Here is a 14,563-nt window from a genome sequence, read left to right on the forward strand (position 1 = left end):
CGCACCGCACCATAACGATAGAACCCCACAGCACACGCAAAAGGGGCGCGCACCCCGGCAGACTCTCAACAGAATCCACCGGGGCACACGCCCCTCACGCAACACGCGAACTATGCGCCGCGAGCCGCCAACAGGTCATCACGAGCCGCCTGCGCAGCCTTCGCCAGGCCCTCAACCGAGGGACCGGCAGCCAGCACGCCACGGCTGGAATTCACCAGCACCTGCGACTCAACGCCCGCAAACACGCGGTACAGGTCAGCCGCCGAAGCACCCTGCGCACCGTAACCCGGCGACAGAATCGGGCCGTTGAACACGCTCAGGTCAATACCCAAATCAACCAGCGCCTGACCAACGGTTGCGCCAACCACCAGGCCGCACGGGCCCATCTGCTCCCACTCGCGGGAAGCATTCTCGGCGGTAGCCGCAGCGATAATGCGCTTAGCCACAGCGCCCTCGGACTCCGAAGCGCCCACGTGCTGAACGCTCTTACCCTCGGGGTTCGAGGTCAGCGCCAGCACGAAAGTGCCGCGGTCGTTCTGATCAGCCAAATCCAGCGCCGGACGCAGTGACTCAAAACCCAGGTACGGGCTCAGGGTCACCGAATCGGTACCCAGCGGCGACGAGGAGCCGAGCCACGCATCCGCGTACGCCTTCATGGTCGAACCAATATCGCCGCGCTTAGCGTCAGCAACAATCAGCACGCCATCGGCAGCAGCGCGGGCGAACAGCGCCTCCAACACAGCAAGACCGGCAGATCCGTGACGCTCAAACAGCGCCACCTGCGGCTTCAGCGCGGCCGCGAAGGGTGCGCAACCCTCGTACACGGCCTCGGTGAAGGCGGCCAGACCCTCGGCGGAATCCTCAAGACCCCACTGCTCCAGCAGGTTCGGGTGCGGGTCAATACCCACGCACAGCGGGCCGCGCTCCGCCATCGCCTTCGCCAGACGATCACCAAAAGCAGCGGACATTACGCCTCGCCACCCTCAGAACGAGCATCCACAGCGGCAGCCAGCTGAACGTCGTGCTCCTGGAGGCTCATGATGTCCCAGCTGTGCTCGCGCAGAGCGTTAATCGCCTGAACAGCCGCAGCGAACTCAGAAATGGTGGTCATGACCGGGCAGCCCACCGAAACCGCAGCGGCACGAATCTCGTAACCATCGCTACGAGCGGCACCACCGGCAGGGGTGTTCAGAATCAGGTCAATGTCACCGTTGCGGACCATGTCCACAATCGAGTGGTCGCCATTCGCCTCAGCGAACTTCGACGCCACAATCACCGAGTTCAGGCCGTTACGGCGCAGAATCTCAGCGGTACCACCGGTCGAAACAATCTCGAAGCCCAGCGACTCCAGCATCTTCGCGTAAATAATGACGTTACGCTTATCGTGGTTAGCCACCGAAATGAACACCTTACCGGAGGTCGGCAACGGCGAACCAGCACCAGCCTGAGCCTTCGCGAACGCGGTGTCATAGTGCTTATCCAGACCCATAACCTCACCGGTCGAACGCATCTCCGGGCTCAGCAGCGAATCCACCACAACACCCTCAGGAGTGCGGAAACGAGCGAACGGCAGAACCGCAGCCTTCACAGCAATCGCAGTCTCCTGCGGCAGGGACGCACCATCCATCTTCGACGGCAGGTAGCCCTCAGCCTTCAGCTCAGCAATGGTCTTACCCAGACCAATCAGCACAGCAGCCTTAGCCATCTGCACGCCGGTAGCCTTCGACACGAACGGAACGGTACGGGACGCACGCGGGTTAGCCTCAATCACGTACAGGTTCTCAGACACGTACGCGAACTGAATGTTAATCAGGCCGCGCACACCGGTGCCGCGAGCAATCTTCTCGGTAGCGTCCTTCACCTTAGCGATGATGTCCGGGCCGAGAGTAATCGGAGGCAGAGTACAGGAAGAGTCACCCGAGTGAATACCGGCTTCCTCAATGTGCTCCATGACGCCGCCCAGGTACAGCTCCTCACCGTCGAACAGGGCGTCAACGTCAATCTCGATAGCGTCCTCAAGGAACTTATCAATCAGAGCGGGCTGTGAGGGCGAAACCTCGGTAGCGTTCTCCAGGTAGCGAGCCAGGTTAGCCTCGTCGTAGACGATCTCCATGCCGCGGCCGCCCAGCACGTACGAAGGACGAACCAGAACCGGGTAACCAATCTCGTCAGCGATGCGCTTAGCACCCTCGAAGGTGAACGCGGTACCGTTCTTGGGCGAAATCAGGCCGCCCTCCTCCAGCACGCGAGCGAACTCGCCGCGGTCCTCAGCCAGGTCAATAGCCTCGGGGGTGGTGCCCAGAATCGGCACGCCCGCATCCTTCAGGGCGCGAGCCAGCTTCAGCGGAGTCTGACCGCCCAGCTGCACGAACACGCCCATCAGACCGCCGGTACGACGCTCCGACTCAACAATCTCCAGCACATCCTCAAGGGTCAGCGGCTCGAAGTACAGGCGAGTCGAAATATCGTAGTCGGTCGAAACGGTCTCGGGGTTGCAGTTGACCATGACAGTCTCGTAACCCAGCGAACGCAACACCAGCGAAGCGTGCACGCACGAGTAGTCGAACTCGATACCCTGACCGATACGGTTCGGGCCCGAACCCAGAATCATAATCGAGGGCTTCTCGTGGTGCGCGACCTCGTCCTCCAGGTCGTAGGAGGAGTAGTGGTACGGAGTGAACGCCTCAAACTCGGCAGCACAGGTGTCAACAGTCTTGAAGACCGGGCGGATACCCAGAGCGTGGCGAACACCGCGCACAACGTCCTCAGAAGAGCCGATAATCTCGGCAATCTGAGCGTCAGAGAAACCGTGACGCTTAGCCAGCTTCAGGGTCTCCGGGTCAAGGTGGTCACGCTTTTCGTAAACCACACCGGCCACCTCGTTCAGCAGCACCAGCTGATCCAGGAACCACGGGTCAATCTTAGTTGCCTCGTGCAGCTGCTCCACGGTAGCACCAGCCAGCAGAGCCTGCTGAACCTGGTAGATACGCTGAGTGGTCGGAACCTTAGTCTTCTCAATCAGCTCAGCCAGCTCAGCCTCAGACAGGGACAGCGGCTTGAACGAGAAGGAGGCACCCTTCTGCTCCAGCGAACGCATCGCCTTCTGCAGAGCCTCAGTGAAGTTACGGCCCAGAGCCATAGCCTCACCAACACTCTTCATGGTGGTGGTCAGGGTCGGGTCAGCAGCCGGGAACTTCTCAAACGCAAAGCGAGGAACCTTCACAACCACGTAGTCGAGGGTCGGCTCGAAGGACGCCGGAGTCTTCTGGGTAATATCGTTCGGAATCTCATCCAGGGTGTAACCCAGCGACAGCTTGGTCGCAATCTTCGCAATCGGGAAGCCGGTAGCCTTCGACGCGAGCGCCGACGAGCGAGACACACGCGGGTTCATCTCAATGACGATGATGCGGCCGGTCTTCGGGTCAATCGCGAACTGGATGTTACAACCACCGGTGTCCACGCCAACCTCACGAATCACGTTAATCGCGATGTCGCGCAGCTTCTGGAACTCACGGTCGGTCAGGGTCAGTGCGGGTGCCACGGTGATAGAGTCACCGGTGTGCACGCCCACGGGGTCGAAGTTTTCGATGGAGCAGACGACCACGACGTTGTCGTTGGTGTCACGCATCATCTCCAGCTCGTATTCCTTCCAGCCGAGGATGGACTCCTCCAGTAGGACCTCGCTGGTCGGCGAGTACTGAATACCGGCACCGGCAATACGGTAGAGGTCTTCCTCGTTGTACGCCATACCCGAGCCGAGACCACCCATGGTGAAGGAGGGGCGGACCACCATCGGGTAGCCCAGCTCCTTAGCTGCTTCCAGCGCCTCCGGCATGGAGTGAACAATCACCGAGCGTGCAGACTCGCCGCCGGCGCGCTCCACCACGCCCTTGAATGCTTCACGGTCCTCACCGAGGTTAATCGCCTCAATGTTCGCGCCGATGAGCTCAACATTGTACTTGGCGAGGACGCCGCGCTCATCCAGGGAGATAGCCGCGTTCAGCGCGGTCTGACCGCCCAGGGTCGGCAGGATTGCGTCCGGCTTCTCCTTAGCGATAATCTTCTCAATCACCTCGGGGGTGATGGGTTCAATGTAGGTGGCGTCCGCGAACTCGGGGTCGGTCATGATGGTTGCCGGGTTCGAGTTCACGAGGATGACGCGCACGCCCTCCTCCTTCAGCACGCGCAGCGCCTGAGTGCCGGAGTAGTCAAATTCCGCTGCCTGACCGATGACGATGGGGCCGGAACCGATGACGAGGACGCTATTAAGGTCAGTACGACGAGGCATTTATGCTTCCTTTGCAGTCTTGGTTGCGACCATCAGGTCGATGAAACGGTCAAAGAGGTAGGCGGAATCGTGCGGACCCGCAGCAGCCTCGGGGTGATACTGCACGGAGAACGCGGGGATGTCCTTACAGGTCAGGCCCTCAACCACGTTGTCGTTCAGACCCACGTGGGAGACCATAACCTGACCGAACTCGGCGTTCGGTGCGGTCACGTAGTCGCCAATCGGCGCGTCCACAGCGAAGCCGTGGTTCTGCGCGGTGATCTCAACCTTGCCGGTGGTCTTATCCATGACCGGCTGGTTGATGCCGCGGTGGCCGAAGGGCAGCTTGTAGGTGCCGAAGCCCAGGGCGCGGCCGAGCAGCTGGTTACCGAAGCAGATGCCGAAGAACGGGGTGCCCTTACGCAGCACGCCCTGCAGCAACTCAACCTGCTCGTCAGCGGTTGCCGGGTCACCGGGGCCGTTGGAGAAGAACACGCCGTCGGGGTTGTAGGAGTAGATGTCCTCAAGGGTTGCGTTCGCGGGCAGCACGTGCACGCGCACGCCACGCTCAGCGAAACGCTGCGGGGTCATCGACTTGATACCCAGGTCCAGGGCGACAATGGTTGCGACCGGGGGTGCGAACCAGTTGAACTGGTGCGGCTCAACAGTGTAGGCGGTGTCAACCGAAACGGAGTCAGCGAGCTTACGGCCAGCCATCGGCTCGGAGGCGCGCACCTCCTCCAGCAGTTCAGCCTCGGGGCGCTCAGCGTGCTCACCGGAGAACACGCCCGCACGCATCGAACCGCTCGAACGCAGGCGGCGGGTCAGGGCGCGAGTGTCAATGCCCTGAATACCGACGATGCCCTGCTCGATGAGCTCTTCGTCGAGGGTGCGCTCAGAACGCCAGTTGGATGCCACGCGTGCAGCGTCGCGAACCACGTAGCCGGCAACCCAAATCTTGCGGGACTCAGCGTCGGTCTTGTTCACGCCGGTGTTGCCAATATGGGGAGCGGTCTGAACCACAATCTGACCCGCGTAGGAGGGGTCGGTCAGGGTTTCCTGGTAGCCGGTCATGCCGGTCGAGAAAACCGCCTCGCCCAGGGACGCGCCGGTTGCGCCGTAGCCGTAGCCGCGGTAGACGGTGCCGTCCTCCAGGACGAGCAGCGCGCGGTCCGTACGCAGGGCGCCGGATCGTGTCATGTCAGTCATGCTCTTCTTCCTTTTCTCTGGTGTTCTCCCCCGCTTCCTGTACGGCCTCTACCGTGCAGGTTCCGGGGTAGTCTACGATGCCTTCGGCGGGTTGTGCGCCTGCCGTCAGGCTAAATCTATGGGTGTGCGGGTGCGCCGGGTTGTTGGTCCGGGTTATGCCCGATGCCGGTTAGGCTTCCGGTTCTGCCGCCCACTTCTCGGGTGCATCCACCGCGTTCGGGGCGATGCGGCGCAGCTCTCGCAGTACGGCCTGCTTGTCCTCGGCGTAGCGAGTGCGGAAACCGGTCTGCACGCGGTGACCGTCCAGGGTCCAGCCGATGACAACCAGGCCGTTCTTCTCCACAACCTTGCCCGCCATGCCGCGGTCAGTGGTGATGACCGCAAGCTTCTTCGCCGGAATCCACAGGTCCTTCGCGCCGTTACGGGTGAAGATGATGCTGTCCGGGTAAATCAGCAGGGTGGACTTGCTCTTGAAGCCGAGCGAATCGAAACCCACGCGGTCCAGCCAGTTACCGAAAATCGTGGTACTGACGTACTCGCCCTCGAAAGCGGCGTCAGCGGTCATGCCCTCGTAGCGTTCGGGAACTTCCTTGAGGGAACCGAACATGTTCGCCTGGCGTGCCAGGCGCGAGCGCCATCCGTGCCACATGCCGTAGATGCACAGGGCGACCAGGGCGATGCAGATGACGGCGGTCAGGAACTTTCCCACGAAGGTTCTCTCTTTCGGTTGGGGTCTCGGTCGATTGTCTCGGCCTGGTTGATACGGAGGGGTGTGTTTGCGCCGGTGTTTCCGGTTGCGTTCTATAGTCCCCGCGAGGCGGTGGCAGGTGCGGAACCTACCACCGCCAGGCACGGTCACTACGCGGTTCGCCTTGCAGGTCAGCTGCGCGAACTAACCTGTGCGAGCTTACTTGCGCGGGGTTGCCAGCTCGCCGTTTAGCACGGTCGGGTGGCCGGCGTAGAAGGTTGCGCGAATCGAGCCGGGCACCTCCATGTCGCGGTAGGGGTTGTTCTTACCCTTGGTTGCCTGCTCCTCCGGCTTGATGACGCGGGTTGCCTTCGGGTCGACCAGCACAATGTTGGCCGGTTCGCCCTCGGCAAGCGGGCGACCCTGCTCGTGGTCCAGGCGACCAATCTTCGCGGGCTCCTCGGAGAGGATACGTGCCACGTCGCGCCAGGTAATCATGCCGGTGTCGACCAGGGTCATCTGAATGATAGACAGTGCCTGCTCCAGGCCCGTCATGCCGTTCGCGGCGCACGCCCACTCGCATTCCTTGGTCTCTGCCGGGTGCGGTGCGTGGTCGGTACCAATCACGTCGATGATGCCGTCAGCAACAGCCTGACGCAGCGCCATGACGTCCTCTTCGGTGCGCAGCGGCGGGTTCACCTTGAAAATCGGGTCGTAGGTGCGTGCAGTCTCGTCGGTGAGCAGCAGGTGGTGCGGGGTTGCCTCCGCGGTCACCTTCACGCCGCGGGACTTAGCCCAGCGCACAACCTCAATGGATCCCTTGGTGGACAGGTGGCAGATGTGCAGCTTGGAGTCCAGGTGCTCAGCCAGTAGCACGTCGCGGGCGATAATTGCCTCTTCAGCGACGGCGGGCCAGCCGGTCAGACCCAGGTCAGCGGACACCTTACCCTCGTTCATCTGGGCGCCTTCGGTCAGGCGCGGCTCCTGCGCGTGCTGCGCAATGACGCCGTCGAAGGTCTTGACGTATTCGAGGGCGCGGCGCATCACGGCGGGGTCGTACACGCACATGCCGTCGTCGGAGAACACGCGCACGTTCGCGGTGGAGTTCGCCATGCCGCCGATGTCGGAGAGGCGCTCGCCCTTCAGGCCCACAGTCACGGCGCCGATGGGCTGCACGCGGCACCATGCGGATTCCTTGCCGAGGCGGTCAACCTGCTCAACCACTGCGGCGGTGTCTGCCACGGGCATGGAGTTTGCCATGGCGAACACTGCGGTGTAGCCGCCCAGGGCTGCTGCGCGGGTGCCGGTCTCGACGGTTTCGGATGCCTCGTAGCCGGGCTGACGCAGGTGGGTGTGGATGTCGACCAGGCCGGGCAGCGCCACCTGGCCTGCCGCCTCGACGACCTGCGCGTCTGCGGCGTCGATGTTCTCTGCGATGCGGCTAATCACGCCGTCCTCGATGAGGATGTCGGCGACCTTTTCGCCGTAGAGGCTTGCGCCCTTGATCAGGTACTTGCTCATGGTGTTGGTTCCTCTCGTTAGGAAGGTCGTTTAGGATTCGTCGCCGGCGTAGAGCTTGGCGCTGGAGCCGTCGGTCAGAAGCAGGTAGAGCACCGCCATGCGTAGCGCCACGCCGTTGCTGACCTGGCGCAGGACCCAGGAGTTGGTGGCGTCGGCGGCTTCGGTGCAGATTTCCAGGCCGCGGTTCATGGGGCCCGGGTGCAGGATTGCGACCGGCTGCGGCTGCGCCTGCAGGGTTGCGAAGCGTTCGGCGGTCAGGCCCCACAGCTCGGTGTACTCCTCGGCGGAGGGGAAGTACGCGGCGTTCATGCGTTCCTTCTGGATGCGCAGCAGCATGACGGCGTCGGGGTTGGTGGCGATAGCTTCGTCGAAGTCGTGGAAGATTTCCAGGCCGGCTTCTTCAACCCAGGAGGCGGTGTTCAGCGGCAGCAGAGTCGGCGGTGCGACGAAGACGACCTGCGCGCCGAGGGTGTGCAGCAGCCAGAGGTTGGAGCGTGCCACGCGCGAGTGCAGGATGTCGCCGACGATGAGCACGCGCATACCGGACAGGTCGGTGCCGCGGGTGCTGTCCAGGCCGTCGCGTTCTGCCTTGTACTGACGCAGGGACACGGCGTCGAGCAACGCCTGGGTGGGGTGCGCGTGGGTGCCGTCGCCCGCGTTCAGCACGGGGATGTCGGTCCAGCCAGCCTCCGCCAGGCGCTGCGGTGCGCCCGAGGCAGAGTGGCGGATCACGAATGCGTCCGCGGCAATCGCCTTGAGAGTCTGCGCGGTGTCCTTCAGCGACTCGCCCTTAGACAGGGAGGAGCCGGAAGCGGAGAAGTTGGTGACTGCGGCGCCCAGGCGCTTCTCGGCAGCTTCGAAGGAGAGGCGGGTGCGGGTGGAGTCCTCGAAGAAGAGGTTGACGACGGTCTTGCCGTTGAGCACGTTCAGGGTGCGGTTTTCGGCTTTGACCTGCGCCATGTAGTCGGCGACGTCGAGGATTTCGATGGCTTCTTCGCGGGTTAGTTCGCGGGTGTCGAGCAGATGCTTCATGAGAGCCCTCCCAGCTGGATAATGTCAACTCGGTCTGTTGCGTTGTCGGTTTCGGTGAGTACGACGCGTACGGTTTCGCTGGCGCTGGTGGGCAGGTTTTTGCCCACGTGGTCGGCGCGGATGGGTAGTTGCCGGTGTCCGCGGTCTACGAGGACTGCCAGGCGTACGAGGGCGGGTCGTCCGTGGGCGTTGAGTGCGTCGAGGGCGGCGCGTACGGTGCGGCCGGAGTAGAGGACGTCATCAACGAGGACTACGGTTTTGCCTTCAATGCCGATGCTGGGCATGATGCTCTCCCCTGCGTTTTCTGGGGAGGTGGTGCCGCCGGTGGGCTGGTCGTCGCGGTAGGCGGTGATGTCCAGGGCGCCGAGTCGTGTTTCTGCGTTGAAGTTCGGCTCGATGGCTTGGATGCGGGCGGCGAGTCGTACGGCGAGGGGCACGCCGCGGGAGCGGATGCCGATGAGTACGAGGTTTTCTACGCCTTTGTTGGTTTCGATGATTTCGTAGGCGATGCGGGTGAGGGCGCGGCGAATTTCGTCCTCGCTGAGGATGGTGCGGCCGACGGTGGTCGCGTCCTCGGAGGCGTTTTGAGGGGTTGCCAAATGGGGGGCTGCGGTTACATTTCGCCCCTGATTCGCGCCGGATGTGGGTACAGTTGACCCAGGCATAGCCGTCTCCTTCCCCGCCTCACGGGACGGATTTAAAGGTTTTGTGCTTCTAGTAGGGTACCACAGTTCACAGGCTACGTTCAGGTTCGGCGAGAGACCGCTCACTTATGTGCAATGCATAGAAAGACTTCCTGACCAGCGCGTGCCCTCGGTAAGTTCAGCGCACATGATCCATGGGAGAGCCCCAATGACCATGGGAGAGGCTATATACCTGGCTGACGTATAAGATGAAGGGGTACATTCTATCGACTCACACTATTTAGGAGAGTTCATGACCGCCTCCGGCACCCCTGCCGACGCTTCGACGAAGACGTCGAGGGACTTTGACAGCTTGATTCATCAGCTTCGAGATACTGCTCGTAATACCCGCGAACAGGGTGACCGTCTGGAGCGCCTGACTAAGCTGTTCCTGACCCAGGACAGCATCCAGAGCCGTCTGTACAAGGGTGTGCATCTGTGGAACGAGTGGGAGGGCCGCGAGGGCTACGGCGATATTGGTATCGACCTGGTGGCTGAGAATGTTGACGGCGGTGTGACCGCTATTCAGTGCAAGTTCTACGATGAGCAGAGCACGATTGCTAAGGAAAATATCGATTCCTTTATTTCGGCTTCTGGTCGTGAGCCGTTTACGCACCGCATTATTGTGTCTACGACCGATAAGTGGTCGAAGAATGCGGAGAAGATGCTGGAGGAGCAGCGCTTCCCTGTGCAGCGTATGGGCCTGCAGAATTTCCGTGATTCTAATATCGACTGGTCGACCTACTCCCTGGATGAGTCGGACGAGCAGCAGGTTGGTCATAAGCCGCATAAGGAGCTCCGCCCGCACCAGGATCGAGCTATTACGAATACCTTGATTGGTCTGCAGGAGAACGACCGCGGTCAGCTGATTATGGCTTGCGGTACGGGTAAGACTTTTACCGCTATTCGCTTGGCTGAGAAGTTTGCCGAGCAGAATGGCGGTCACGCCCGCGTACTCTTTATGGTGCCTTCCTTGGCGCTGATGTCGCAGTCCATTTCGGAGTTCTCGAACGAGATCGAGGGTCCGTTCCATGCTTATGCGGTGTGCTCCGATTCGAAGGTGGGCCGCGAGAGGAAGCGCGGTGGCGCTAATGCCGACATGGATGACCTGGCCGACCTGCGTATTGAGGACCTGCAGCTACCCGCGACGACGGACGGTGCCGAGTTGGCAAAGGCAATGAATGCTAACCCGTTGGATGAGGGCCTCGAGGTAGTCTTCTCTACTTACCACTCCATTGATGCTGTATCTGCGGCCCAGGCTGCGGGTGTCGGCGAGTTTGACCTGATTATTTGCGATGAGGCGCACCGCACGACTGGTGTGACTCTGGCGGATGAGTCGGAGTCGAACTTCGTGAAGATTCACGACGATAACTGGGTGGCGGGCCGCAAACGCGTCTACATGACGGCTACTCCCAAGATTTTTAACGAGGACACGAAATCCAAGGCAAGCGAGAAGGAAGCCGTACTCTGTTCCATGGATGACATGGATACCTTCGGTCCGGTGTTCTACCGCATCGGCTTTGGTGAGGCTGTGGAGAAGGGCCTGCTGACCGATTACAAGGTGCTGGTACTGGGCGTTTCCGAGTCGCAGGTTGCGACCTCTTTCCAAAACCTTTTGGCTAATGAGTCTAACGAGCTCGCCATTGATGACGTGGCGAAGCTGGTGGGCTGTTGGAACGGCCTCGCCAAGCGCCGCAGCGGCGAGCTGGAGGCTTCCTTCGGCGATGACATTGCCCCCATGAAGCGCGCAGTGGCATTCAACCGTTCTATTAAGGATTCCCAGAAGATTGAGCGCGAGTTTGAGGATCTCGTGCGCATAAACCTGCGTAGACCCGAAAACGACGACCCGACTGATGACCTGGGCGTGCAGGTTCGCCACATTGACGGCGGTTTTAATGCCCAGAGCCGTGCCCAGCTCCTGAATTGGCTCAAGCAGGAGCCGAATGAGGAGGGCCCGATTTGTCGCATCCTGACGAACGCTCGCTGCTTGACTGAGGGCGTGGACGTTCCGAACCTTGACGCGGTGCTTTTCATGAATCCCCGCAACTCGATGGTGGACGTCATTCAGGCCGTGGGCCGTGTGATGCGCCGCGCCGAGGGTAAGAAGTACGGCTATATTATTCTGCCGATTGCTATTCCTGATGGCGTATCTACCGCTCAGGCGCTAAACGATAATGAGCGTTACAAGGTGGTGTGGCAGGTGCTGCAGGCTCTCCGCGCGCACGATGAGCGCATGGACGCGACGATTCACCAGATTGAGCTGAACGACTCTGACCCCGAGTCGATTATTGTGCAGACCGTTAATCTGGCTCCGAAGAAGGAGAAGGACAGTATCGGCGCGAATGATACCGAGGCGCCGGATGATTCCATTACTCCGGGCGTGCAGACGACCCTGACCTTCCCCGCGAAGAAGTGGAAGGACGGCGTGTACGCCAAGATCGTGGATAAGGTGGGTACTCGCGAGTACTGGAGCGACTGGTCGAAGGATATTGCGACCATCGCGGGTCGCCACATCACGATGATTCGTCACCTGCTGGATGAGGCGGCCCCCGAAAGCGAACTGCGTACTATCTTCGCTCAGTTTGTGGAGGGTCTGCAGCAGACTCTGAACCCCTCGATTGACGAAGAGCAGGCCATCGAGATGCTGGCACAGCACCTGATTACGAAGCCTGTCTTTGACGCAATGTTTGCTGGACACCGCTTTACCGAGCTGAACCCGATTTCGCTTGCCATGCAGAATGTGGTGGACCATCTGAACGCGAACGCGGCCTTCGAGAAGGAGCGCGAGTCGCTGTCGGCGTTCTACGAGTCGGTTCAGCGCCGTGTGAAGGACCTTGACAACGCGGCGGCGAAGCAGCACGTGATTAAGGACCTCTACGATAAGTTCTTCCAGAATGCCTTCCCGCGCATTGCGGAGCGCCTGGGTATTGTCTTCACCCCGGTTCCGGTGGTGGACTATATCCTCCGCTCGGCGAATGTGGCTCTGCGGGAGTCTTTCGGTAAGTCGCTCTCTGATGAGGGTGTGAGCATTATCGAGCCCTTCGTGGGCACGGGTACGTTCATCACCCGCCTGCTGCAGCTGGGCTTGATTCGCCCCGAGGACCTGGAGCGCAAGTACACCCGTGAGCTATTCGCGAATGAGATTGTGTTGCTCTCATACTACATTGCGGCGATTAACATCGAGACGGTGTACGGCGAGGTGGCGAAGGAGCACGGCCTGGGCTCGGAGTACGTGCCGTTTAACGGCATGGTGCTGACCGATACCTTCCAGCTTTCCGAGTCTTCGCACCACCTGAACCTGCCGACGTTCCGCGCCAATAGCGAGCGCGCGGAGCGTGAGCTTGAGCAGGATATTCGGGTGATTGTGATGAACCCGCCGTATTCGGCAGGCCAGAAGAAAGCCAACGATAATAACCAGAACGAGAAGTACCCCAAGCTGGATGAGCGCATCGAGAATACCTACGTTGCGCATTCTACGGCCACGTTGAAGAACAGCATGTATGACTCGTATATTCGCGCGATTCGCTGGGCCTCTGACCGCGTAAAGGATAGCGGCGTGATCGCCTTTATCTCGAACGGCTCCTTCATTGACGGCAAAGCGGCGGACGGTCTGCGTAAGTGCCTGGTGGACGAGTTCTCGAAGCTGTACGTGTACAACTTGCGCGGTCAGGCCATCAACATTTCCGGTCAGGCCCGCAAGCGCGAGGCAGGCAATGTCTTTGGTGGGGGTTCACGTACCTCTATTGCCATCTGTGTGCTCGTGAAGGATCCCTCGCACACGGGTGAGGCCGTATTGCATTACCGCGATATTGGCGACTACCTGAGCCGCGAGGAGAAGCTCAACATTATCGATAGTGAGGGTTCCATTGCGCGTACCGAGTGGGAGGTCCTTGTTCCTAACGAGGCCGCCGACTGGATTAACCAGCGCGACGAGAAGTACGACACCTATCAGCCCATCGGCGATAGGGATACTAAGGGCAAGCCGAATACCCCGGGTATTTTCCAACTCTACTCAAACGGATTGAAAACTAATCGTGATGCGTGGGTGTATAATTTCTCGACCCGCACGGTCGAGGAGAACGTGCGCCGCATGATTGAGTTCTACAACTCCGAGGTCGACCGTTATCGGCAGGCCGCCAGCCCCGCAAAGAAAATTAAGGTTGACGACTTCATCACCCGTGACTCGACACAGTTTAGCTGGGATGCTATCAACAAGACCGATATTGTTCGAGGTAAAAAGGGCACCTTCGACCCCTCGAAGGTGCGCGCTTCGTTGTACCGCCCGTTCTGTAAGCAATCGGTGTACTTCGACTTAACGAACCAGTTCAATAATCGTACGTACCAATTGCAGAAGCTCTTCCCGACCCCGGATCACGAGAACATCGCCATTATCGCTTCGGTTGCTGGTACCAAGGATTTCAGCGTACTTATTACCGACACGCTACCTGACCTGCACCTCGTGGGAGATGCTCAGACCTTCAGCCTCTACACCTACGAGCCGGTCGTTGAGGATGACGGAGGGTTTAACTTCAACCTGGGCGGCGGCGAGGTCGTGGACGGCTACACCCGCAGGGAAAACATTACCGATGCCACCCTGGCTACGTATCGCGGCACCTATGGTGACGAGGGCATTGCGAAGGAAGACATCTTCTACTACATCTACGCATTGCTGCACCACCCCGAGTACCGCGAGAAGTATGTAGCAGATCTGAAGAAGATGCTCCCGCGCATCCCGCTGGCGAAGAGCTTCTGGGAGTACTCGCGTGTTGGTCGTGCCCTGGCTGAACTGCACCTGGGTTACGAGAGCGTGGAGCCTTACCCCCTCGATGAGGTGGCTTCCTCCCCCACTCCTGAGGGCCTCGAGGAGCGCTTTGAGTTCTACCGGGTGCAGAGGATGAAATTCGAATCCAAGAAGGATAAGACTCGCATCAAGTACAACGGTCACCTGACTCTCAAGGGCATCCCGGAGGAAGCCTACGAGTACCAGGTGAACGGCAAGTCTGCGCTGGGATGGGTTGTTGACCGCTACCAGGTGAAGCCCGATAAGGATTCACTCATTACGAATGACCCGAACGATTACTGCCGCGCAGTCAATAACCCGCGGTACATCGTGGACCTGATTAAGCGTCTGGTGACTGTCTCGCTGGAGACTAAGAAGCTGGT

At 60.4% G+C, this 14,563-nt stretch carries 8 protein-coding genes; 1 reads left to right on the forward strand and 7 read right to left on the reverse strand.

The genetic code is table 11. The annotated features are described in order from the left end of the window. Nucleotides 1-110 precede the first annotated feature (110 nt). The 7 genes from pyrF to pyrR form a co-directional block, all read right to left on the reverse strand. Nucleotides 111-968, reverse strand: coding sequence for an orotidine-5'-phosphate decarboxylase (gene pyrF / locus QZ540_RS02750; protein ID WP_294627543.1), 858 nt, complete (start codon nucleotides 966-968; stop codon nucleotides 111-113). Then, the gene (carB, locus tag QZ540_RS02755; protein WP_294627545.1) at nucleotides 968-4,288 is read right to left on the reverse strand and encodes a carbamoyl-phosphate synthase large subunit; all 3,321 of its coding nucleotides are present in this window, start codon (nucleotides 4,286-4,288) and stop codon (nucleotides 968-970) included. Before carB ends, pyrF begins: the two co-directional genes overlap by 1 nt. Further along, nucleotides 4,289-5,476, reverse strand: a complete 1,188-nt coding sequence (gene carA, locus QZ540_RS02760; protein WP_294627547.1) for a glutamine-hydrolyzing carbamoyl-phosphate synthase small subunit — start codon at nucleotides 5,474-5,476, stop codon at nucleotides 4,289-4,291. A 169-nt stretch (nucleotides 5,477-5,645) separates the two neighbouring features. Continuing rightward, a complete protein-coding gene (locus QZ540_RS02765; protein WP_005508722.1) occupies nucleotides 5,646-6,185 on the reverse strand; it encodes a hypothetical protein in 540 nt (179 codons plus the stop codon). Between the two features lie 198 nt (nucleotides 6,186-6,383). Then, nucleotides 6,384-7,685 carry a dihydroorotase gene (locus tag QZ540_RS02770; RefSeq protein WP_294627549.1) on the reverse strand — a complete coding sequence of 434 codons (1,302 nt, stop codon included), beginning with the start codon at nucleotides 7,683-7,685 and terminating at the stop codon, nucleotides 6,384-6,386. Nucleotides 7,686-7,715: 30 nt separating this feature from the next. Beyond that, the gene (locus QZ540_RS02775) at nucleotides 7,716-8,717 is read right to left on the reverse strand and encodes an aspartate carbamoyltransferase catalytic subunit (protein WP_294627551.1); all 1,002 of its coding nucleotides are present in this window, start codon (nucleotides 8,715-8,717) and stop codon (nucleotides 7,716-7,718) included. Continuing rightward, nucleotides 8,714-9,382, reverse strand: coding sequence for a bifunctional pyr operon transcriptional regulator/uracil phosphoribosyltransferase PyrR (gene pyrR, locus QZ540_RS02780; protein ID WP_294627553.1), 669 nt, complete (start codon nucleotides 9,380-9,382; stop codon nucleotides 8,714-8,716). Before pyrR ends, QZ540_RS02775 begins: the two co-directional genes overlap by 4 nt. A 271-nt stretch (nucleotides 9,383-9,653) precedes the next feature. Between pyrR and QZ540_RS02785 the strand changes: the two genes are divergently transcribed. After that, nucleotides 9,654-14,563 (forward strand): type ISP restriction/modification enzyme (locus QZ540_RS02785; protein ID WP_294627555.1); only part of this gene is annotated, 4,910 nt, incomplete at its 3' end.

Origin of the sequence: uncultured Rothia sp. (genome assembly GCF_916049665.1) — a bacterium.
In the GTDB taxonomy this organism is placed as follows: domain Bacteria; phylum Actinomycetota; class Actinomycetes; order Actinomycetales; family Micrococcaceae; genus Rothia.